Source organism: Streptomyces sp. NPDC025638 (assembly GCF_055558775.1).
Map to the genome: position 1 here is coordinate 114,677 of NZ_JBVHLX010000013.1, position 21,364 is coordinate 136,040.

At 70.9% G+C, this 21,364-nt stretch carries 17 protein-coding genes; 12 read left to right on the top strand and 5 right to left on the bottom strand.

Annotated features, from left to right (window positions below):
• Nucleotides 1-5 precede the first annotated feature (5 nt).
• The 3 genes from ACZ4EG_RS30645 (at nt 6) to ACZ4EG_RS30655 (ending at nt 3,810) form a co-directional block, all read left to right on the top strand.
• Nucleotides 6-1,499 carry an MFS transporter gene (locus tag ACZ4EG_RS30645; protein ID WP_467792849.1) on the top strand — a complete coding sequence of 498 codons (1,494 nt, stop codon included), beginning with the start codon at nt 6-8 and terminating at the stop codon, nt 1,497-1,499.
• 199 nt (nt 1,500-1,698) lie between these two features.
• Nucleotides 1,699-2,187, top strand: coding sequence for a DUF485 domain-containing protein (locus tag ACZ4EG_RS30650; protein WP_453555144.1), 489 nt, complete (start codon nt 1,699-1,701; stop codon nt 2,185-2,187).
• 3 nt (nt 2,188-2,190) lie between these two features.
• Complete coding sequence (locus tag ACZ4EG_RS30655) at nt 2,191-3,810, top strand: sodium/solute symporter (RefSeq protein WP_453555146.1); 1,620 nt, start codon at nt 2,191-2,193, stop codon at nt 3,808-3,810.
• 60 nt (nt 3,811-3,870) lie between these two features.
• On the opposite strand, the gene ACZ4EG_RS30660 is transcribed toward ACZ4EG_RS30655, so the two are convergent.
• From ACZ4EG_RS30660 to ACZ4EG_RS30670, 3 genes are all read right to left on the bottom strand, one after another.
• The gene (locus ACZ4EG_RS30660; RefSeq protein WP_467792850.1) at nt 3,871-4,758 is read right to left on the bottom strand and encodes a cellulose-binding protein; all 888 of its coding nucleotides are present in this window, start codon (nt 4,756-4,758) and stop codon (nt 3,871-3,873) included.
• A 205-nt stretch (nt 4,759-4,963) separates the two neighbouring features.
• On the bottom strand, nt 4,964-7,804 hold the full coding sequence (locus tag ACZ4EG_RS30665; RefSeq protein ID WP_467792851.1) for an SUKH-4 family immunity protein: 2,841 nt from the start codon (nt 7,802-7,804) through the stop codon (nt 4,964-4,966).
• Nucleotides 7,805-7,813: 9 nt separating this feature from the next.
• The gene (locus ACZ4EG_RS30670; protein ID WP_363300283.1) at nt 7,814-8,803 is read right to left on the bottom strand and encodes an SMI1/KNR4 family protein; all 990 of its coding nucleotides are present in this window, start codon (nt 8,801-8,803) and stop codon (nt 7,814-7,816) included.
• Between the two features lie 288 nt (nt 8,804-9,091).
• Here ACZ4EG_RS30670 and ACZ4EG_RS30675 point away from each other — a divergent pair, with 288 nt between their 5' ends.
• The gene (locus tag ACZ4EG_RS30675; protein ID WP_467792852.1) at nt 9,092-9,643 is read left to right on the top strand and encodes a YwqJ-related putative deaminase; all 552 of its coding nucleotides are present in this window, start codon (nt 9,092-9,094) and stop codon (nt 9,641-9,643) included.
• Nucleotides 9,644-9,734: 91 nt separating this feature from the next.
• On the top strand, nt 9,735-10,229 hold the full coding sequence (locus tag ACZ4EG_RS30680) for an SUKH-3 domain-containing protein (RefSeq protein ID WP_467792853.1): 495 nt from the start codon (nt 9,735-9,737) through the stop codon (nt 10,227-10,229).
• 52 nt (nt 10,230-10,281) lie between these two features.
• Here the strand turns inward: ACZ4EG_RS30680 and ACZ4EG_RS30685 are convergent, their stop codons facing one another.
• Complete coding sequence (locus tag ACZ4EG_RS30685) at nt 10,282-11,601, bottom strand: sensor histidine kinase (protein ID WP_467792854.1); 1,320 nt, start codon at nt 11,599-11,601, stop codon at nt 10,282-10,284.
• A gap of 166 nt (nt 11,602-11,767) precedes the next feature.
• Between ACZ4EG_RS30685 and ACZ4EG_RS30690 the strand changes: the two genes are divergently transcribed.
• The 7 genes from ACZ4EG_RS30690 to ACZ4EG_RS30720 all read left to right on the top strand — a co-directional run bounded on the left by ACZ4EG_RS30690 (nt 11,768) and on the right by ACZ4EG_RS30720 (nt 18,301).
• The gene (locus ACZ4EG_RS30690) at nt 11,768-12,625 is read left to right on the top strand and encodes a hypothetical protein (protein WP_467792855.1); all 858 of its coding nucleotides are present in this window, start codon (nt 11,768-11,770) and stop codon (nt 12,623-12,625) included.
• A 216-nt stretch (nt 12,626-12,841) separates the two neighbouring features.
• On the top strand, nt 12,842-14,290 hold the full coding sequence (gene glmU, locus ACZ4EG_RS30695; protein WP_467792856.1) for a bifunctional UDP-N-acetylglucosamine diphosphorylase/glucosamine-1-phosphate N-acetyltransferase GlmU: 1,449 nt from the start codon (nt 12,842-12,844) through the stop codon (nt 14,288-14,290).
• Nucleotides 14,291-14,423: 133 nt separating this feature from the next.
• A complete protein-coding gene (locus ACZ4EG_RS30700) occupies nt 14,424-15,404 on the top strand; it encodes a ribose-phosphate diphosphokinase (protein ID WP_453555162.1) in 981 nt (326 codons plus the stop codon).
• A gap of 222 nt (nt 15,405-15,626) precedes the next feature.
• Nucleotides 15,627-16,223 carry a 50S ribosomal protein L25/general stress protein Ctc gene (locus tag ACZ4EG_RS30705; protein WP_467792857.1) on the top strand — a complete coding sequence of 199 codons (597 nt, stop codon included), beginning with the start codon at nt 15,627-15,629 and terminating at the stop codon, nt 16,221-16,223.
• Nucleotides 16,224-16,330: 107 nt separating this feature from the next.
• On the top strand, nt 16,331-16,933 hold the full coding sequence (gene pth / locus ACZ4EG_RS30710; protein WP_363300290.1) for an aminoacyl-tRNA hydrolase: 603 nt from the start codon (nt 16,331-16,333) through the stop codon (nt 16,931-16,933).
• Nucleotides 16,934-16,985: 52 nt separating this feature from the next.
• Nucleotides 16,986-17,489 carry a hypothetical protein gene (locus ACZ4EG_RS30715; RefSeq protein ID WP_467792858.1) on the top strand — a complete coding sequence of 168 codons (504 nt, stop codon included), beginning with the start codon at nt 16,986-16,988 and terminating at the stop codon, nt 17,487-17,489.
• Between the two features lie 122 nt (nt 17,490-17,611).
• Nucleotides 17,612-18,301 (top strand): LPXTG cell wall anchor domain-containing protein, encoded by a 690-nt coding sequence (locus ACZ4EG_RS30720; RefSeq protein ID WP_467792859.1) that lies wholly within the window; start codon nt 17,612-17,614, stop codon nt 18,299-18,301.
• A gap of 71 nt (nt 18,302-18,372) precedes the next feature.
• Here ACZ4EG_RS30720 and ppc read toward each other — a convergent pair whose 3' ends face one another.
• The gene (gene ppc, locus ACZ4EG_RS30725; protein WP_467792860.1) at nt 18,373-21,105 is read right to left on the bottom strand and encodes a phosphoenolpyruvate carboxylase; all 2,733 of its coding nucleotides are present in this window, start codon (nt 21,103-21,105) and stop codon (nt 18,373-18,375) included.
• Nucleotides 21,106-21,364 lie beyond the last annotated feature (259 nt).

Below are 21,364 nucleotides of genomic sequence, written 5' to 3' on the forward strand. Positions count from 1 at the left end.
TCCGGGTGGGCAGTACGAGACCGGCGACCCGGGACAGTGCCGAGCGCACCGCACCCGCCCGGCGGGGCGCGGTCGTCGCGGCCCTGATGCTCGCGATGGCACTGGCGGCGCTCGACTCCACCGTCGTCTCCACGGCCGTGCCGCAGATCGTCGCCGACCTCGGCGGGTTCTCCGTCTTCTCTTGGCTGTTCTCCGGCTATCTGCTCGCCGTCACGGTCACCCTGCCCGTCTACGGCAAGCTCTCCGACACCTTCGGCCGCAAGCCCGTCCTGGTGGCGGGCGCGGCCGTGTTCCTGCTCGGCTCACTGCTGTGCGCGGCCGCATGGAACATGGGCGCGCTGATCGCGTTCCGCATCGTGCAGGGCCTGGGCGGCGGGGCGCTGCAGGGCACGGTGCAGACCCTGGCCGCCGACCTGTATCCGCTCGAGGAGCGCCCGAAGATCCAGTCCAAGCTGTCCACGGTGTGGGCGGTGTCGGCGGTCGCGGGACCGGGGATCGGCGGGGTGCTGGCGGCGTACGCGGACTGGCGCTGGATCTTCCTCGTCAATCTGCCCATAGGCGGGGCCGCGCTCTGGCTGGTCGTCCGTCATCTGCACGAACCGGCGCGCGAGCGGCCCGCGTCGGCGCGCGTCGACTGGGCGGGCGCGCTGGCGGTGTTCGCGTGCGGCGGGGTGCTGCTCACCGCGCTGGTGCAGGGCGGGGTGGCGTGGGCGTGGCTGTCCGTCCCGTCGCTCGCCCTGTTCGCCACGGGGTTCGGGCTGGTCGGCGTGGTGGTGTGGGTGGAGCGGCGGGCGGCGGAGCCGATCATCCCCGGGTGGGTGTGGCGGCGCCGTACGATCGCGGCGGTCAATCTGGCGCTGGGCGCGCTGGGTCTGCTGATGGTGGCGCCGGCGGTGTTCCTGCCCACGTATGCGCAGTCGGTGCTCGGCCTCGCGCCCGTGGCCGCGGGATTCGTGCTGTCCGTGTGGACGCTCAGCTGGCCGGTGTCGGCCGCGCTCAGCCAGCATGTGTACCGGCGGATCGGCTTCCGCGACACCGCGATGCTCGGCATCGGCACGGCCGCGCTGATCCTGTTCGCGTTCCCGTTCCTGCCGTACCCGGGAGCGGCCTGGCAGCCGACGCTGCTGATGCTGCTGCTGGGCGGCGCGCTGGGGCTGTTCCAACTGCCGCTCATCGTGGGGGTCCAGTCGACCGTGGGGTGGGCCGAGCGCGGTACCACCACGGCGTCGGTGCTCTTCTGCCGGCAGACCGGGCAGACCGTCGGCGCCGCCGTGTTCGGCGCGGTCGCCAACGGGGTGCTGGCCGCGCGGCTGGGCGGCGCGGGCGACCTGGACTCGGTGACGCGGGGGCTCGACGCCGGTACGGCGCCACAGGCCACGCGGCATGCGATCGCCGACGCGGTGCACGCGGTGTATCTGGGGGCCGCGTGCGCCGCGGGACTGGCGTTTCTGGTGCTGCTGTTCCTGGCACCGCGGCGCTTCCCCGTGCTGAAGGACTGACGGAGAGCCAGAAAAAAATATGAGTTAACGCGGGTAACACCCGAGGTCAGGGGCCTTTTTGCGTAGTAAGCGCATACCGACCGTCCAGTTTGGTGAAAACGTCGCGCGCTCCGGATACCTGCGAGTACCGTGCGTGGCTCGCACCCCCCAATCTCCCTGCGGTCCGCCGCCACGGACCCGAGCCGGCAAGGAGCACGGGATGTCCCACGACCCGTATCCACCCGTCCCGTCTTCGTATCCCTCCGCCCCGTCCGCCTATTCGTCCGCCCCGTCCCCCTATTCATCCGTCCCCTCCCCGTACCCATCCGCCCCGGCACATCTCACCTACCCCTGGCAGCCACTGCCCCCGGAACCACCCAGGCCCCGCCCCCGGCCCCACCGCACCCCCCTCGGCCACCACAGCGATCTGCGGGTCCTGCGCACCGCCTACCGCTGGCAGCGACGCACCGCCACCCTCACCGCCCTCGGCTACTTCACGCTCTTCCTCGTCCTGTCGGCGTTCGCCCCGGACGTCATGACCACCACGGTCGCCGAAGGCATCCCCGCCGGACTCCTCCTCGCGCTCCTCCAACTCCCCGTCACCTGGCTGGCGATCGCGCTGTACGAGCACACCGCACGCCGTCGTGTCGACCCGATCGCGGACCGCATCCGCAAGCAGGCGGAGCTGGACGCCAGGCGGGGGGCGTGAACCATGACCGGGTTCACGGGATTCAGCGACTCGGCGCAGGCGATGTCCCTGGTCGCGTTCTCCGCCGTAGCCACCATCACCCTCCTGCTGTGCGTGATGACGGGCCCCGACCGTGACGACCTCGACGAGTTCTACACCGGCTACGGCTCCCTGTCCCCCATGCGCAACGGCCTGGCGATCGCGGGCGACTACATCTCGGCGGCCACCGTCCTCGGCACGGGCGGAGTGATCGCCCTGTGCGGATACGACGGCATCGTGCTCGCGCTGAGCACCACCCTGTCGCTGATGCTGATGATGTTCCTGCTGGCCGAACCCCTGCGCAACGCGGGCCGGTTCACCATGGGCGACGCGCTCGCCCGCCGCATGCCCGGACGCTGCGTCCGCGTCACGGCGTGCGCGGTGACCATCGCCGCGCTGCTGCCGCTGATGCTGGTGCAGCTGGCCGGCACCGGACAACTGCTGGCCTTCCTCCTCGGCTTCTCCAGCGAGTCGCTGAAGACGGGCTGCGTCATCGGCCTGGGCGCGCTGATGATCAGCTACGCGGCGATCGGCGGCATGAAGGGCACCGCCCTCATCCAGATCGTGAAGATCGTGATGCTCCTCGGCTCGGGCGCACTGGTCGCCCTGCTGATCCTGCACCGCTTCGACTGGGACCCCGGCGCCCTGTTCGACGCGGCCGCCCGGCAGAGCGGGGCCGGAGACGCCTTCCTGCACTCGGGACTGCAGTTCATGGGCGGGACCAGCCCCCGACTGGACATGATCACGTCCGAACTGACGATCGTCGTGGGCGGCGCCTGTCTGCCGCACATCACCATGCGCATGTACACCGCGTCCAGCGCCCGTCAGGTGCGCCGCTCGATGTCCTGGGCGGTGTCCAGCGTGGCCGTGTTCGTCCTGGTCATCACGGTCGTCGGCCTCGGCGCGACGGCCCTGATCGGCCGTACGACGATCGCCCAGGCCGACCCCCAGGGCAACACGGCGTATCTGCTGGGCTCCAGAGCGGCCTTCGGACCGGACGTGTCGAGCGCCGAGACCTTCCTGTTCACCACGGTCACCACGGCGATCTTCCTGACCCTCCTGGCCTCCGTCGCCGGAATGATCCTGGCCTGCGCCAACTCCCTGGCCCACGACGTGTTCGCGGGCCGGGTACGGGAGATGTCGGCCCGCCGCGAGATGACCCTGGCCCGGTTCTCGGCCCTGGCGATCGGCGCCCCGACCATTCTCCTGGCCACCCTGGTCCAGCACCGCAGCCTGCAGCCCCTGGTGACCCTCTCCTTCTGCCTCGGCGCCTCCGCCATCGCCCCCGCCCTCGTCTACAGCCTCTTCTGGCGCCGCTACACCCGAACCGGCCTGATCTGCACCCTGATCGGCGGCTCCCTCACCGTGCTGCTCCTGATGCCGGGCACCAACCTGGTCTCCGGCTCACCGATCTCGGCCTTCCCCGACGCCGACTTCAACTGGTTCCCGTTCACGACGACGGGCATCGTCTCGATCCCGGCGGGCTTCCTCTTCGGCTGGCTGGGCACCGTGGCCTCCGGCCGGCGCAAGGCGGAGGAACAACGGCGGCAGTACGAGGCGGTGGAGGGTTGGATCCTGGCGGGGGCCGTGCGCAAGGGGAGTTGAGGCGTAGGGGGGCGAGGCGTGAGGAGAGTTGAAGCGCGGGGGGAGCGGGTCGCGCCCGGTTCACTCCCGGGCGGCCTGCCCGGTCAGCGACGTCAGGCTGTCGCGCATGTGATCCATGTGTGCCTGTACGTCGTCCCACCGCTCCCCGTGCTCGCGCAGCACCCGCTCCGTCTCCCGCGCGATCCGGTCCTCCCGCACCCGCGCCGCGGCAACGAGATCGGCGGCACGCGCGTGTGCGTCCTCCTGGCACCGCCGTGCCGCCGCCTCCGCCTCCCCGAACTCCCGCTTCGCCTCGGCCAGCGCGACCTCGGCCCGGGCCAACTGCTCGACATGCCGCTTCTCCAGCGCGGCGGCCCGCTCGACGGCCTCCCGGTCGGCCTCGGCCCATCGTTCGGCGTGCTCCGTGGCCTGCTCGGCGAGCATCCCCTCGGTGCGCTGCCGCACCTCCCGCAACGCGGCGAGCGCCTCGCCGCGCCCCTCCTTCACCTCGCGCCGGGCGCCGATACGCAGGTCGTCCGCCTCGGCGCGGGCCACGAGCAGCCGCTGCCGGGAGCGTTCCTCGGCCTCCGCACGCAGCGCGTCCGCCTGTTCCTGCGCCGTGCGCCGCACGTCGAGGGCGTACGCCTCCGCCTCGGCGAGGTGTTCCTGTGCCGCGCTCCGCGCGCCCTCCCGCACGTCCGCCGCTTCTTCCGCCGCGAGCTGGAACACGCGCCGTGCGCGCTCCCCGAGCGTCTCGTACGTCTGCGGGGCGAGCCGCGCGACCGTCTCGCGCAACCGTTCCGCCTCCGCCCCCATGTCCTTGGCGAGCACGGTGAGCCGCGCGGCCCGCTCCCACGCGGCGTCACGGTCCCGGGAGAGTGCCGACGCGTACACATCGACCTGCTCGGGGCGGTAGCCGCGCCCCCGGACGGTCGCGAAGCCGTACGGCGACTCCGAAGCGCTGCTCACCGTGGAACCCCTCTCCACCTGCCCCACACGCACCGACGATGGTGCGCACATCTTTATGGATCAGGCGCAAGTGTTTATAACGCGACACTCCACGCATAAGCAACGAACATGGCGAGACACCACCTGAAAAGGGCAGGGCCCGGTCGTACGAAGTCGTACGACCGGGCCCTGCCCTTGACAATGCGTCAGATAAGTCGGACACGGGTCACAGCAACCCGTCCCACATCTGCTCCAGCAGCACCGACCACCAGCTCTCCGGCGAACCCAGCGCCGCCGGGTCGAGCGAGGCGAGCTGCGCCTGGAAGTCGACGGTCCAGCGGCCCGCCTGCTCCTGATTCAGACCGAACCGCAGCCGCCACATCCGGCCCAGCAGCGCCAGACAGCGCGCGAACTCCGGCAGCCCGGAGTTCACGAACTGCGGCGGTACGGGCGCACCGCCCGGCCCCGCCTCCACGGGGACCGCGACGATGTTCGCCGTGCCGTACTGCACACAGATCGCCTTGCCGAAGTCGGTGCCCATGACCAGGTACGAACCCGCGTCCGGGGCCGGCTGCACCCCGCGCTCCTGCGCCAGCTCCGCCAGCGTCGGCACCGGACGGCCCGGCTGGGCCTGCGCCCAGAAGAACGGACCCATGTCCAGCGGCAGTCCGGCCGCCACCAGCGTGTGCGCCACGACCGGCGGCACGCCCTGCCGCGAAACCGCCGCCTGCTCGAACCGGAACACGCCCGGCCCGAACGCCGCCGCCAGCTCCTGGGCGATCCCCTCCGGCGGGACGGGCGGCACCGGCGGCACCTGCGGCACCGGCACCCGCACCGGCGCCGGCCGCGCGGGACCGTCCGCCACCTGGTGCAACTCGCCCTGGTGCGCCAGCAGTTGCTGCATGCCCTGCTGCCGGCTCGCGTGGTCCGTGCCGTACGGCGCGATGCTCGTGATCCGCGCCTGCGGCCACTGCTCCCGGATCATCCGCGCGCAGTAGGCACCCGGCAGCGCACACGACTCCAGCTCCGTGTGCAGCTCCAGCACCTTGTCCGGCGGCACGTTCATGGCGCGCAGCTCGTGGAAGATCTGCCACTCCGGGTGCGGCGTACCCGGCGCCGAACGCCGGATCAGCTGCTGCTCGGAACCGTCCTGGGCTCGGTAGCGCAGCACGGCCTGATACCCCGGACCGACCGTCGGCTGCCCCTGCGGCGGATAGCCGTACGCCGGAGGCTGCTGCCCGGGCATGGGCTGACCCGGCACCGGCTGACCGGGCATGGGCTGACCGGGCATGGGCTGACCCGGCATGGGCTGACCGGGCATGGGCTGTGCGGGCGGCGGCATGGCGCCGTGCGGCGGCATCGGCTGCGGGGCGCCCGGGGGCATGCCGGGCACGCCGGGGGCCTGCGGCGGCGGAGGTGCGCCGGGCCCGGCCACCGGCGGCCCGGCCAGCACCGTCTCCGCGTGGTGTACGGCCTCTCGCGCACCCCCCGCAGCACCCGGCGGCTGGGGAGCGCCGGGGCCCGCCGGGGGCATCCCGGGAGCGCCCGGAGCGCCAGGCGGAACCGGTGCGCCGGGCGCTCCCGGAATGCCCGGGGCACCGGGCGGCTGCGGCGCGCCCCCGCCCGTGCCCCCGCCCATCTGGGACGGGTCGGCCAGCACCGTGGCCGCGTGATGCACATTGCCGGGAGGCGTGCCGCCCGGCGTGCCCGGCGCACCGGGCGGGTTGGGGGCGCCCGGCGGAGTCGGCACGCCCGGCACGCCCGGACCGGCCATACCCTCCGGCCCTTCGGGACCGAGCGACGACATCAGCTGGGTCGGCACGTACCCACCCGCCGGCGCACCCGGAGCGCCCGGCGCGGGCGGTGGCGGAGGCGTGCTCCCCGGCCGCGCGCCCGGCGCACCCGGAACACCCGGCGGCGGAGGCGGCGCGCCCACCGGGCCCCGCGGCCGGCGCGGCGGCGGCGCGGCCTTGCTGGTCGCGGCGTCCGCGATGTCACTGGCGTTGGGCGCCAGCGGCCGCCCCGGCCCACCCGGACCGGCCGGGGGACGAGGCGCGTCCGGGGCACCGCCCGGCTCCTGCGGGTAGCCGTAACCGGGGGCGCCCGGAGGCGGAGTGCCCGGGCCGGCGGGAGCGCCGGGACCCTGGGGATAGCCGTACGTGGGCGCGGCCGGCGGCGCGGGCGTGCTGCCCTGCGGCACGCCCGGAGGGGGCGTACCCGGAGCCGCCTGCCCCTGCGGATAGCCGTACGGAGGCGGAGGCGGCGTGCTGCCCTGCGGCACACCGGGCGCACCCGGATCGCCGAGCGCCGGAGAGACCGCCGTCGGCGGCAGCCCGCTGCCACCCGACATCAGCGCCGTCTTGGCGTCCGGCGGCGTGGCCCCGCCGCCGGAGTCGCTCAGCGGCGGCGCGAACACCGTCGCGGGCAGCGGCACGGAACGGTCCTCACCGGCGTCCGCGTTGGTGTCCGTACCGGCCCAGGGCGTCGCCCCGGCAGGCACACCGTGCGCCCCGTCGCCCGGCTCGCCACCACCCGCGGCCGGCCACGCCGCGCCACTGCCCCCGGAACCGACCGGGGTCCCCGGCGCGGGAGTCCCCGCGGCCGGCGGCGCGGCGGAGGGCTCCGCGGCCGCGGCCGTGGGCACCCCGGCCTGCGTCTGCGGAAGCTCACCGTCCGACGAGCGCCGATCCGGGATCCCCAGCTTGTCCGCCGCCTCCTGCAGCCACTCCGGCGGGCTCAGCAGGAACGACGTCTGGTTCAGATCCACGCGGGCCGCGGGCGCCGGCACCGCGTCCTCGACCTCGTCCGGACGGCCGTACTCCTCCTCGTACCGGCGGATCACCTCACCCACCGGCAGCGCCGGCCACAGCGTCGCCTCACCGCTGTCCCGCGCGATGACGAGCCGCTGAGCGCCCGCGTCCGAACGCGGCCCCTCCGCACGGTCCTCGCCCCACACCACAAAACCGAGGTCGAACTCCCGCACCCGCACCTCACGGTGCTGATACGCCGGAACGTCCCCGTTGACCCACTCCTCGGCGCGCTCCTGCGCCTGCGCGAACGTCACCATCGCCGAAGCTCACTCCCCCATGGAAGAGACCGGAACGGCATGTGCGAAACCGCCGTCCACCATCAGGTTCGCCACCGTCTCCAACTCCGGCGGGCTGCCCGCCAGCCGGGACAGGAACACGTCGAAGTCGTCACCGCACGGCAGCAGCAACCGCTCCACGCGCTCCGCCGGGGGCCACGAAGGATCCACGTCGCGCGCATCGTCGTACGCGCAGAACCACACCGAACCGAGCCGCTCGCCCTTCACCTTCACCGCGAGCAACCCGCCCTGCACGAAGGCCACACCCAGGTAATCCTTCGTCAGATGGTCACGCAGGCACTTGTTCACATAGACCAGGTCATTGACCGCGGCCTCGTCCCGCACCGTGAAGAACGGCTGGTCCACCAGCAGACCCAGCTCCGCGTCCAGCGCCGTGCCCACCGGCGCGCATCCGCCCGCGGCCTTGAGGAAGGAGCGGTACGCACCCGGCAGCCGATACCCCAGGTCCTCCTCGACGCCCTGCACCTGCTGCTCCGTCACCGCGACACCCGACTTCGGCAGCCCGACATGCGCAGGACGCGTCTCCTGCAACGGCCGCGTCCCCCGCTTGCCGTGGTCCACCCGCGCCGTCGCCAGACCGGCATGATGCCGCAGCAACGCCTTCACCTCGACCGGAACCAGCTCCAGCCGCCGCGAACCGACCACGTGATGCCACGTCCAGCCGTGCGGCGTCGCCACCTCCGGCACCGTGTCCCACAGGTCGTGCCCCGACGCCGACAACGCCGCGTTCGCCGACACATAGTCCGTCAGCCGCAACTCGTCGACGCCGAACCCCTCGGGCGGTTCGGCGATCTCCGCGGCCGCGCGCGCGTAGGGCGAGAAGTCGGGGTAACCGTGTTCATCGATACGTACCCCTCTCGGGTGACGTGCCGCCCGGACCGGATCCGGGAAATGCACGACCTGCCCGGCATAGGCCGCGTTCGGCGGCGCGGCTTGCTGCCCGAGCCGACCTGTCGTCATGGCGGTTGCCCCCTGCGGCACTCTGTACGAACCGAAACCGCACCGTATGTGGCACGCGACGGTCCGTATTCGACTGTCTCTGCAACGTCTACGACACGTTGACCGCGCGCATCGCGGTGCCGACAGCCTATGCGGTACACGGACACCGGTCACCGGGCCTCCACTTCCGTGACCAGCCGTCACCCTGCCGTGACAGCCTGCCCAAACCCGGGCGTGTCGCACCGCCCCAGCTTCCGCACCAGCCACGGCATTTGGCACTCTGTGACCTTCGGGGGACGCCCGGAAGGGATGATGATCATGAATGCGACGCAGACGGGACCACACACGGACGCCCGCACCAGCGGCAGGCACAACCACGCCTCGGGCGACCCCCGCATCGGCTGGAGCCACGCCGAAACCCCACACGCCCCGGCCCTCCTGCACCGCCGCGACGGCATCCTGCCCACCGTCGCCGCCGCCCTCTCCGTCCGCGGCGCCACCCTCACCGCCACCGCCGCCCGCGGCGACGAACCACCTCCCCTCCACCCCCTCGTCCAGGACTTCCTCGACACCCTCACCAGCACCCAGCGCGACCGCTTCACCGGCCGCTGCGCCGAAACCCTCCTCATATCCCGCCACATCGCCACCGCCGACGCCGCCCGCAGCAAGCGCGCCGCCCGCAAGCCGATGACCAACGGCGAGGCCCGCAGAGCCCTCAAACAGGCCAAACTCACCGCCCGCCGGATACGCGAGGACGGCGACCCCCTCCACGGCAGCTTCGCCGCACCCTGCCGCGCCTGCACCGCGCTCAGCGCCCACTTCGGCGTCCGCATAGTCGACCCCACGACCGACGGCAGCTGACCCCCGGATCCACATCACACGGGGCCGCAAAGGCACAAAACCCACACACAAGCACGCGCACCACACAACGAACTCGACGATCGAAGGGCAGATGCACACCGACCGCACCTCAACGACCCGCTTCCCCGTACCCATCGACGCCGCACTGCGCGCCGCCGGCTGGCGACCCGGACGCTGGGACATCAAGCAGGCCGAGGTCTGGGCCGACACCCTCCGCGAACACACCTCACCCGCCGGACACCGGCACACCGTCTTCCCCGCGGCCGTCGAGGCCTGGGCCGAATTCGGCGGCTTCACCATCACCCCGGCCGGGCCCGGCCGCCAGATCGCCCCCGCCACCCTCGACCTCGACCCGCTGCACGGCCTCCACCTCGCCCGCACCCTCGGCGACCTCGGCCGCGCCCTCGACACCGAGCTGTGCCCCCTCGGCGAGGAGACCGAGACCCACGCCCTCCTCGCCATCGACGCCGAAGGCCGCGTCTACACCCTCGACCACACCGGCGACTGGTACCTCGGCCCCGACATCGACCACGCCCTGTCGGCGCTCATCGCGGGCATAGAACCCGTACGGCTCACCGCCGGCTGAACCCCACCAGCACCCACCCGGCACCCGCGCGGCACCCCCGCCCGCCGCGCGCCTACACCGCCGGAATCACCGCCGACACCCGAAAGCCCCCCGCATCGGTCGGCCCCGACACGAACACGCCGCCCAGCGCCATGACCCGCTCCCGCATCCCGAGCAGACCATTGCCACCGGACGGCAACCGCGCCGCCGACGCCGACGACAACTCCGGCGGCGGCTCGTTCTCCACCTGCATCGCGATCTCCGACACCCGGTGCGCCAGCCGTACGTGCGTCTTCGCACCCGCCGCATGCTTGTGGACGTTCGTCAACGCCTCCTGCACCACCCGGTACGCCGTCTGCTCGACCGCCCGCGCATACGACCGCGCGTCACCCTCGACCGACAGATCCACCACCATCCCCGCGGCCGCCGACTGCCCGATCAGCACGTCCAGCTCCGCCAGGTACGGCCCCTCCACCGCAGCCGCGTCCTCATCGGACCGGGAATCCGCCTCCGCCTCCGCCACCGGCACCCCGACCGAGGCCGGCGGCACCGACGCCGCCCGCCGCTGCGCACCGTCCCCGGACCGCAGCACCCCCAGCATCTCCCGCAACTCCGTCAACGCCTGCCGGCCCATGTCCCCGACCAGCACCGCGTTCCTCACGGCCTTCTCCGGATCCTTCCGGGCCACCGCCTGCAGCGCGGCCGCATGCACCACCATCAGGCTCACCCGATGCGCCACCACGTCATGCATCTCGCGGGCGATACGCGTCCGCTCCTCGTTCCGCGCCCACTCCGCGCGCTCCTCCGCCCGCTCCGCGAGCAGCTGCAGCTCCCGCTCAAGACTGTCCGCCCGCTCCCGCAGACTCTCCATGAGCCTGCGCCGGGCACCCACATACAGCCCCAGCAGCACAGGCGGCGCGGTGAGCCCGAGCGACGTGGTGATCGAGGCGAACGGCACGAACCAGTCCCCGAGGGTCAGATCACCCCGCGCCATGTCCTGGCGCACCCGCACAAACGTCACGATCATCGTCCCGACGAGGGACATCCCCGCCAGCGCCGCGATGACCCGCCGCGGCAGCTCCGCCGCCGCCAGCGTGTACAGGCCGACGATGCCCATCAGGAAACCCATCTGGGCCGGCGTGATCGCGATCGCGACCAGCACCACCGCGATCGGCCACTTCCGCCGCAGCAACAGCACCGAACCGGCCAGCAGACCGAACACGATCCCGACCGACACCGGGATACCCGCGTCGCGGGCGAAGGGGATGCCCTCCGCCGCACACTCCAACGCGGACACCAGCGCGAGACTCCCGTCGAGTACCGCGCTGCGCCATCTCGCCCACCACCACGGGCCGGTCAGGGCCGTGGCGCGCTCTTCCCCCGTCGTGGTCATGCGTCCAGCCTACGGGCGGTGGGGTGAGCTTTTCCGGTGAGTTTTGCCTACTGGCCTACACCACACTCCGTAATCGAATAACCGCGAAACCCCCCGGTATCCCTCGAACTGCTGAACCACGCCCGTTCGACCCCGGAACCGACCATTCCGGCCGGACGGTATGCGCATGGCACATTCACACGGCAAGTACGCGGACTTCGAGGGGTTACGGGAGCGGGCGGTCGCGCTGCGGCGCGGGGGCTACAGCCTTCGGCAGATCCGGGACGAGCTGAAGATCTTCAACAACGACATCCTCAACCAGTTGGTAAAAGGGGAGCCGCCACCGGAGCGGACAAAGCACCCCCGGGCGAAGGACGACCTGCGGGAGAGGGCGCGCGAGTTGCGCAGGCAGGGCTGGACGTACGACCAGATCGAGGCGGAGCTGGGGTGTTCACGGAGTTCGGTTTCCTTGTGGGTGCGGGATCTGCCGAGGCCCGAGCGCAAGCGCAGCCCTGAAGAGGCGGCAGCCATCGCCAGGAAGGGCTGGGAGGAGAAGCTCCGTATCCGCGACGAAATGCGCCGGCGAACCAAGGAGGAGGCCAAGCAGTCGATCGGCGACCTGTCAGCCCGCGAACTGTTCCTCGTGGGCGTCGGCCTCTACTGGGCCGAGGGCAGCAAGGCCAAGCCGTACGACCGCCGCGAGAACGTCACCTTCGTCAACAGCGACCCGGGGGTGATCAAGGTCTACCTCGCCTGGCTCGACCTGCTCGGCGTCGAGCGCGGACGCCTGCGTTACACGGTCATGATCCATGAGAATGCCGACATTTCGGGTGCCGAACGGTACTGGGCCGACCTGGTCGGCGCCGACGCCTCCGCCTTCAACAAGACGACTCTCAAGAAGCACAACCCCAAGACGGTCCGCAAGAACGTGGGCGACACCTACCGGGGCTGCCTAGTGATCAAAGTCCTGAAGGGCGCCGACTTGTACCGTCGCATCGAAGGGTCTTGGTACGGCATAGTGTTGGGTGCCGACTCGGCAACCTGACCAAATGTCCGGTTTAGTCGAGTTTCATCCCCCATGGTGTAATCAGGCAGCACTGAGGGTTTTGGTCCCTTAAGTTCAGGTTCAAATCCTGATGGGGGAGCTGCGTATATGTGGGCCCTGCCAGCGCCGGCAGGGCCCACTCCCATGTCCCCCCAGAAACGCCCCGGTATCCTGCGGATGTCCACCCCCACCCATCCAAAGCCGAAGGGCAACCCCGTGAGCGCCATTCGCCCGGCAGCCGTCGTCGTTCTTGCAGCGGGTGAGGGCACCCGTATGAAGTCGGCCACACCGAAGGTCCTGCACGAGATCTGCGGCCGTTCCCTGGTGGGTCATGTGCTCGCCGCCGCCCGCGAGTTGAACCCGCACGAGCTGGTCGTCGTCGTGGGACACGCCCGCGAGAAGGTCACCGAGCACCTCGGCGGCATCGACCCGCAGGTGCGGACCGCCGTGCAGGACCAGCAGAACGGCACCGGACACGCCGTACGGATGGCTCTGGAGGAGCTCGGCGGGACCGTCGACGGAACCGTGGTCGTCGTCTGCGGAGACACCCCGCTGCTCAGCGGCGAGACGCTGCGGACGCTCGCCACGACCCATCACGCGGACGGCAACGCGGTCACCGTGCTGACCGCCGAGGTCCCGGACGCGACCGGCTACGGCCGTATCGTCCGCGACGACACCTCCGGTGCCGTGACCGCGATCGTCGAGCACAAGGACGCCGACAAGTCGCAGCGCGCGATCCGTGAGATCAACTCCGGGGTCTTCGCCTTCGACGGGCAGCTCCTCGCCGACGCACTGGGGAAGGTGCGGACGGACAACAGTCAGGGCGAGGAGTATCTGACGGACGTCCTCGGGATTCTGCGGGAGGCCGGGCATCGCGTGGGGGCCTCGGTCGCCGGTGATCACCGTGAGATCGCCGGGATCAACAACCGTGTGCAGCTCGCGGAGGCGCGCCGGATCCTCAACGACCGGCTGCTGGAGCGCGCGATGCTGGCCGGTGTGACGGTCGTGGACCCGGCGTCGACGTGGGTGGATGTGACCGTGTCGTTCGAGCAGGACGTTCTCGTCCACCCGGGCACCCAGCTCCAGGGTTCGACGCATCTCGGCGAGGGCGCGGAGGTGGGGCCCAACAGCCGGCTCAGGGACACGCAGGTGGGCGCGGGCGCGCGGGTGGACAACACGGTGGCCGACCGGGCGCACATCGGGCCGCAGGCCAGTGTGGGGCCGTTCGCGTATCTCCGACCCGGTACCCGTCTGGGGCTGAAGTCCAAGGTGGGTACGTATGTGGAGACGAAGAACGCCTCGATCGGGGAGGGGACCAAGGTTCCGCATCTCTCGTACGTCGGGGACGCGACCATCGGTGACCACTCGAACATCGGTGCCGCGAGTGTGTTCGTGAACTACGACGGGCAGGACAAGCACCACACGACGATCGGGTCGCACTGCCGTACGGGTTCGGACAATATGTTTGTGGCTCCTGTCACGGTCGGGGACGGTGCGTACACCGCCGCTGGCTCGGTGATCACCAAGGATGTGCCGCCCGGTTCGCTGGCCGTGGCCCGCGGTCAGCAGCGGAATATCGAGGGTTGGGTGGCCCGGAAGCGTCCGGGGAGCGCGGCCGCGAAGGCGGCGGAGGCGGCCTCCCGGCAGGGCGGCGGCGAGGGCTGACCGGAAACGCTTGCGCCGGACACGGCGTACCGTGATAACTGCATACCCGCACCCCACCAGCTGAGTCGGCCTCTCACGCCCAGCCGAGAGGTCGCTCGACACCCAGCTGAGACACCTCTGAGGAGACAGTGCTGTGACCGGGATCAAGACGACCGGCGAGAAGAAGTTGATGTTCTTCTCCGGCCGCGCCCACCCCGAGCTTGCCGAGGAGGTCGCCCAGCAGCTGGGTGTCGGGGTCGTCCCGACGAAGGCCTTCGACTTCGCCAATGGCGAGATCTATGTCCGCTATCAGGAGTCCGCTCGTGGCGCGGACTGCTTCCTGATCCAGAGCCACACGGCTCCGATCAATAAGTGGATCATGGAGCAGCTGATCATGATCGACGCGCTGAAGCGTGCGTCGGCCCGTTCGATCACGGTGATCGTGCCGTTCTACGGCTATGCGCGGCAGGACAAGAAGCACCGTGGGCGTGAGCCGATCTCGGCGCGTCTGATCGCGGATCTGATGAAGACGGCAGGTGCGGACCGCATTCTGACCGTGGATCTGCACACGGACCAGATCCAGGGTTTCTTCGACGGGCCGGTGGACCACCTGTTCGCGCTTCCGCTGCTCGCGGACTACGTGGGTCGGAAGGTGGACCGGGACAAGCTCACGGTGGTGTCCCCGGACGCGGGCCGTGTGCGGGTGGCGGACCGCTGGTGCGACCGTCTGGGTGCGCCGCTGGCGATCGTGCACAAGCGGCGTGACAAGGACGTGGCCAACCAGGTGACCGTCCACGAGGTCGTGGGTGAGGTCCGGGGCCGGGTGTGTGTGCTGGTGGACGACATGATCGACACCGGTGGCACGATCTGTGCGGCGGCGGACGCGCTGTTCGCGCACGGTGCGGAGGATGTCATCGTGACGGCGACGCACGGTGTGCTGTCGGGTCCGGCGGCGGACCGGCTGAAGAACTCGCGGGTGAGTGAGTTCGTGTTCACGAACACGCTGCCGACGCCGGGTGAGCTGAGCCGGGATCTGGACAAGCTGACGGTGCTGTCGATCGCGCCGACGATCGCGAGTGCGGTGCGTGAGGTGTTCGAGGACGGTTCGGTGACGAGCCTGTTCGACGAGCAGTGATCTCTGTTCGCCTTCGGGGTTGATCGATTTTTCTGCGGCCTCCCTCGCCGAGTAGACTGCTTCAGTTGCTCGGCGAGGGAGGCCGTTCCCGTTCTGTGACGGGGTACGGCGGTCCGTTATCGACGCGCTCTTCGTAGCAGGCCGTTCGTGGCCGGGTGACCTCCCTCGAGCTCCAAAAAGCAGGGGGAACCCCCACCGTATCCAGTTCTACGAGGAGTGATCATGTCCGAGGTCAAGATCTCCGCCGAGACCCGTTCCGAGTTCGGCAAGGGTGCCGCCCGTCGTATCCGCCGTGAGTCGAAGGTTCCCGGTGTGCTGTACGGCCACGGTTCCGACCCGCTGCACCTGACCCTTCCGGGCCACGACCTGCTGCTCGCGCTGCGTACGCCGAACGTCCTGATCTCCCTGGACATCGACGGCAAGTCCAACGAGCTGGCGATCCCGAAGTCCGTGCAGCGCGACCCGATCAAGGGCTTCCTGGAGCACGTCGACCTGCTGCTGGTCAAGCGTGGCGAGAAGGTCACGGTCGAGATTCCGGTGCACGCCGAGGGCGAGCTGGCCGCCGGTGGCAACCTGCTGGAGCACGTCCTGAACGCGCTGCCGGTCGAGGCCGAGGCCACGCACATCCCCGAGGGCGTGACGGTGTCGGTCGAGGGTCTGGAGGCCGGTGCCTCGGTCCTCGCCAAGGACATCGTCCTGCCGTCCGGTGTGACGCTGGCCGTCGACGAGGACGCGGTCGTTCTCCAGGTCCTGGCCGCGCAGGCCGAGGAGGCCCCGGCCGAGGGCGAGGGCGAGGGCGAAGAGGCCGCCGAGGCCTGATCCTCGCGGTGGTCGTTCGTGTCAGCCGCTGTTCCCGGCCGGGGGCAGCGGCTGTCGCGTGTATCAAGGACTTATCGAGGACGCGTGTCGACGCGTATCAAGGAGACATGGACGTGACCACCCCCGCGAATGCCCCCTGGCTGGTCGTAGGCCTGGGCAATCCCGGTCCCGACTACGCCATGAACCGGCACAACGTCGGCTTCATGGTGGCCGATCTGCTGGCCGAGCGGATCGGGGGGAAGTTCAAGCGTGCCGGGAAGGCGCAGGCTCAGGTCGTGGAGGGGCGGATCGGCCCGCCCGGTCCGGCGAGCCGGCGGGTGATCCTGGCGAAGCCCATGTCGTACATGAACCTGTCGGGCGGTCCGGTGAACGCGCTGCGGGACTTCTACAAGGTGCCGGTGGCGAACATCGTGGCGGTGCACGACGAGCTGGACATCGACTACGGGACCCTGCGGCTGAAGCTGGGCGGCGGGGACAACGGGCACAACGGGCTGAAGTCGATGACGAAGGCGATGGGTGCGGACTATCACCGGGTGCGGTTCGGGATCGGGCGGCCTCCGGGTCGTATGCAGGTGGCCGACTTCGTGCTGAAGGACTTCTCGTCGGCGGAGCGCAAGGAGCTGGACTACTTCGTGGACCGGGCGGCGGACGCGGTGGAGTGTCTGGTGATCGAGGGACTGGAGCGGGCGCAAAGCTCGTACAACTCCTGACTTGTCCGGCTGCGGGCCGGGCGGGAGTTGACCGATCGGACGGGCATGGCCAATGATCCCGGCCATGCCTGCCATTGCCATCTCTTCCCGTGAGGCCTCGGCCGCCGCGATGCGGTTCGGGCGGTTCGCGGTGATGGGTGCGGTCGCCGTGCTGATCCTGATCGCGGGTGTGTGGGGTTCCTGGGGGACGGCGCAGCACGTGATGCTGACGAAGGGCCGGGAGCACGGCACGATCAGGGTGACCCAGTGCGACCGGGACACGTGTTCGGGGCCCTTCACGCCGGTCTCGCCGGGGGCGACGGCGCGGGACCGTGTCTTCATCCAGGAGCCGGTGGCGGTGCGCAAGGGACAGACGTACGCCGTCATCGTGAAGCCCGGTACGGATGATGTCGTACGGTCGGGGCCGGCGGGGATCCTGTATGCGTGGGTTCCGCTGGGCGGGGCTCTGCTGCTCGCCTCGGTCGTCGTGGCGGGCGGGCTGCGGCTGACGCGGCCGGCGTGGGTGCTGGCGGGGTCGGGGGCCGTACTGCTGACGGCGGCCTTCCTGGCGCTCTGAGCCCGGTGTGCCAGTGGAATCCGAGTGTTGTGTGTTCGTGATTGACCGCGGGTCAGTCGGGGCTGGATGCTGAGCTGCCCCCTCCACATCTTCCCGTCCGTAACTCGAAGATGGACTGCCCCATGCGTACCCTCACTCGCGCCGGCGCCGTGTGCACCGTCGCGGCGGCCGCGCTGTTCGCCGCCCCTTCCGCCTACGCCACCGCTCCGGGTGACAACGGCACAGTGAAGATCCACGATGCGAAGACGGGCGAGGAGTTGCGCCGCAACGAACCGCACGTCTGCACGTTCTACCTGGACGCCTTCGGTTTCGACGGGGTGCAGGAGGTCGACTGGCACATCGAGGCGTGGGCTCCGACGGCCGCCCCGAAGGGCGAGACCGTGAAGTCCGGTGCCATCACCCTGGACGCCGTGGGACACGGCCGCACCGAGGACCTGTCGCTGCCCGACGGGCACTACAAGCTGTTCTGGAACTTCGACGGCGAGAAGGGCGCGGCCAAGCACAAGGTGTTCTGGACGGACTGCGCGGACTCGGAGGGCGGCGGCGGTACGACGCCGTCCGCGTCCCCGAGTTCGTCCACCGGTGAGTCGGCGAGCCCGTCGGGTTCGGCGTCTCCGAGCGCGTCGGCCGGCGCGAGCGAGTCGACGGCGCCGGCCGCGTCGCCGTCGCCGTCCGAGCAGGGCGGTGGCTCGGGCGGTCTGGCCGAGACGGGCAACGGCGCGCCGGTGGGTCTGCTGTCGGGTGTCGCGGCCGCGCTGGTCGGCGCGGGCGGTTACCTCGTGTTCCGGCGCCGGAAGGCCGTCCGGGGCTGATGCCCGCATGGGTGTGCCCCCGTGCTTCGCGTGAAGCACGGGGGCACACCCATGTCGTCGGCCGGCGGTCGTCAGCCGGTGTTGCGCAGGCCCGCGGCCACGCCGTTGACGGTGAGGAGCAGGGCCCTCGACAGCAGCGGGTCGGGCTGTTCGCCCCTGGCCGCGGCGTCGCGCTGGCGCTTGAGCAGGGTGACCTGGAGGTAGGAGATGGGGTCCAGGTAGGCGTCACGGATGCTGAAGGTCTGCCTCAGCACCGGTGTGGCGTCGAGGAGTTCCTTCTCGCCGGTGATGCGGAGCACCTCGGAGACGGTCAGTTCGTGTTCGGTGCGGATGGTGTCGAACACGTGCCGGAGCTCGTCGGGGACGAGGGTGTCGACGTAGTGCTCGGCGATCCGCAGGTCGGTCTTCGCCAGGGTCATCTCCACGTTGGAGATGAAGTTGCGGAAGAAGTGCCACTGCTCGTGCATCTCGTCGAGCACCGTGTCCAGCCCCGCTTCGCGCAGCGCCTTGAGCCCGGAGCCGACGCCGAACCAGCCGGGGACGATCTGCCGGGACTGGGTCCAGCCGAACACCCAGGGGATGGCGCGCAGGCCGTCCAGTCCGGCCCCGGAGTCGGGCCGCCGGGAGGGGCGGGAGCCCAGGTGGAGGTCGGCGAGCTGGTCGACGGGGGTGGAGGCGAAGAAGTACGCGGGCAGGTCGGGGTCCTCGACGAGCCGGCGGTAGGCGGCGTGGGCGGCGTCCGAGACGACGTCCATGGCGGCGTCCCAGCGGGCCAGGGCCTCGACCGACTGGCGGGGGGCGGTGTGCAGGGCGGAGGCCTGGAGGGTGGCCGCGACGGTCAGTTCCAGGTTCTCCCGGGCGAGGGAGGGGATGAGGTACTTGTCGGAGATGACCTCGCCCTGCTCGGTCACCTTGATCTCGCCCTCCAGGGTGCCCCAGGGCTGGGCGAGGATGGCGTCGTGGGAGGGGCCGCCGCCGCGGCCGACGGTGCCGCCGCGGCCGTGGAAGAGGCGCAGCCGGACGCCGTAGCGGTGGGCGACGTCGCGCAGCCGGCGCTGGGCGCGGTGGATCTCCCACTGGCTGGTGGTGATGCCGCCGAACTTGGAGGAGTCGGAGTAGCCGAGCATGACCTCCTGGACGTCGCCGCGCAGCGCGACCAGGCGCCGGTAGGACGGGTCGGAGAGCATGTCTTCGAGGATGGTGTCGGCGGACTTGAGCTCGTCGGTGGTCTCCAGGAGGGGGACGATGCCGATCCTGGCCCAGCCGGCGTGCAGGTCGACGAGGCCGGCTTCGCGGGCGAGGACGGCAGCGGCGAAGACGTCGTCGGCGCCCTGGCACATGGAGATGATGTAGGACTCGATGACCTCGGGTCCGAAGACCTCCAGGGCCTTCTTGACCGTCTGGAACACGCCGAGGGTCTTCTCGCCGGCCGCGTCGACGGGGGCCGGGGTGGGGGCGAGGGGCCTGCGGGAGCGCAGTTCCTTGGCGAGGAGCCGGGCCCGGTACTCGCGGGGCATGTCGGCGTAGCGCCACGATTCCTCGCCGAGGCGGTCGAAGAGCTGGCCGAGGGCGTGGTGGTGGGCGTCGGCGTGTTCACGGACGTCCATGGTGGCGAGCTGGAGGCCGAAGGCGGCCAGGGTGCGGATGATGCGGGCGAGCCGGCCGTCGGCGAACAGGCCGCCGCGGTGTTCGCGCAGGGAGGTCTGGAGGATGCGCAGGTCGGCGAGGAGTTCGGCGGTGCCGAGGTAGTCGCGGCCCGGCTGGTGGGGGGTGTCCTTGGCCAGGCGCTGCTTGGTGTTGGCGAGCTTCTGGCGGATGCAGGTGGCCTTGAGCCGGTAGGGCTCCTCGGCGTTCAGGCGCTTGTAGCGGGGGCTGATCTCGGGCAGCAGGTCCAGGTCGGTGCGCAGGGACTCCAGGAGTTCCTCGGTGGCGCCGGTGTAGCGGATGGACTGGGAGAGCAGGCCGCGCAGCTCGTCGATCATCTCCGTGGCGTCGTTGATGCCGTGTTCGTGCTGGAGGATGAGGACTTCCCAGGTCACGGCGGGGGTGACATTGGGGTTGCCGTCACGGTCGCCGCCGATCCAGGTGCCGAAGGTCAGCGGCCGGGTGTCGTCGGGGAGCCTGACGCCGACGCGCTCCAGCTCGGCGGTGAGGTCTTCCAGGACGTCGCCGACGGCGTTGGCGTGGAGTTCGTCGAGGTAGTAGATCGCGTTGCGGGCCTCGTCGGCGGGTTCGGGGCGTACGACGCGCAGCTCGTCGGTCTGCCAGACGAGGTCGATGTTCTCGGCCAGGCGGGTGTCGTGGCGGCGGCGGTCGGCCTCGATGACCGGGGCTTCCAGGAGCGCGGCGATGCGCCGGAGCTTGTTGAGGACCGAGCGGCGGGCGGCCTCGGTGGGGTGTGCGGTGAACACGGGACGGACGTTGAGGTGCTGGACGGTCTGCCGCAGGTGTTCGGGGTCGGCGTCCTTGAGGCGGTCGGCGGTGCGGGCGAGGAGGCCGCCCTCGGCGGCGCGCCGGGCGCGCAGCTCGCGGCCGCGGTGGACCTGCTCGGTGACGTTGGCCAGGTGGAAGTAGGTGGAGAAGGCGCGGACCAGCTTGGCGGCGGTCTCCAGTTCGGTGCCGCGCAGCAGCTCGGCGGCGGCCTCTCCGTCCTCGCGGGTGAGGCGGCGGACCTTCTCGACGAGTTCGAGCAGCTCGGGGCCCTCCTGTCGGACGAGGGACTCGCCGAGGAGGTCGCCCAGTCGCCTGATGTCGGCGCGCAGCTCACTGCTGGTCGTGGTGGTCTGGTCGTCGGCACTGCTCACAGGTGCGGCTCCTTGCAGTGTTGAAGCTCATCTGGGAGGGAACCCGGGTGTCTGCCGTGCGGCAGGTGCCGCATACGGGCCGGACATCCGGGAAGAAAACAGAGCGGACCGCGCTGTCCGACCGACTCCAAGGATAGGTGTCCATGTGGACGCGCTGGCTCACGGGCTCTTGCCGCCGGACACCGCGCTGCCATACTTACGTCGCCGTAGGTTACGGAACCGTAGGGAAGTCTGGATACAGTCCCACTAGGTCGCCGCG

Bases quoted from the DNA above. Each gene is read 5' to 3' on its own strand.
- ACZ4EG_RS30675 (WP_467792852.1), top strand. From the start codon at position 9,092: ATGATGATCATGAATGCGACGCAGACGGGACCACACACGGACGCCCGC.
- ACZ4EG_RS30665 (WP_467792851.1), bottom strand. From the start codon at position 7,804: ATGGTGACGTTCGCGCAGGCGCAGGAGCGCGCCGAGGAGTGGGTCAAC.
- ACZ4EG_RS30670 (WP_363300283.1), bottom strand. From the start codon at position 8,803: ATGACGACAGGTCGGCTCGGGCAGCAAGCCGCGCCGCCGAACGCGGCC.
- ACZ4EG_RS30715 (WP_467792858.1), top strand. From the start codon at position 16,986: ATGATCCCGGCCATGCCTGCCATTGCCATCTCTTCCCGTGAGGCCTCG.
- pth (WP_363300290.1), top strand. From the start codon at position 16,331: ATGGACGTGACCACCCCCGCGAATGCCCCCTGGCTGGTCGTAGGCCTG.
- ACZ4EG_RS30720 (WP_467792859.1), top strand. From the start codon at position 17,612: ATGCGTACCCTCACTCGCGCCGGCGCCGTGTGCACCGTCGCGGCGGCC.
- ACZ4EG_RS30705 (WP_467792857.1), top strand. From the start codon at position 15,627: ATGTCCGAGGTCAAGATCTCCGCCGAGACCCGTTCCGAGTTCGGCAAG.
- ACZ4EG_RS30655 (WP_453555146.1), top strand. From the start codon at position 2,191: ATGACCGGGTTCACGGGATTCAGCGACTCGGCGCAGGCGATGTCCCTG.
- ACZ4EG_RS30650 (WP_453555144.1), top strand. From the start codon at position 1,699: ATGTCCCACGACCCGTATCCACCCGTCCCGTCTTCGTATCCCTCCGCC.
- ACZ4EG_RS30690 (WP_467792855.1), top strand. From the start codon at position 11,768: ATGGCACATTCACACGGCAAGTACGCGGACTTCGAGGGGTTACGGGAG.
- ACZ4EG_RS30680 (WP_467792853.1), top strand. From the start codon at position 9,735: ATGCACACCGACCGCACCTCAACGACCCGCTTCCCCGTACCCATCGAC.
- ACZ4EG_RS30685 (WP_467792854.1), bottom strand. From the start codon at position 11,601: ATGACCACGACGGGGGAAGAGCGCGCCACGGCCCTGACCGGCCCGTGG.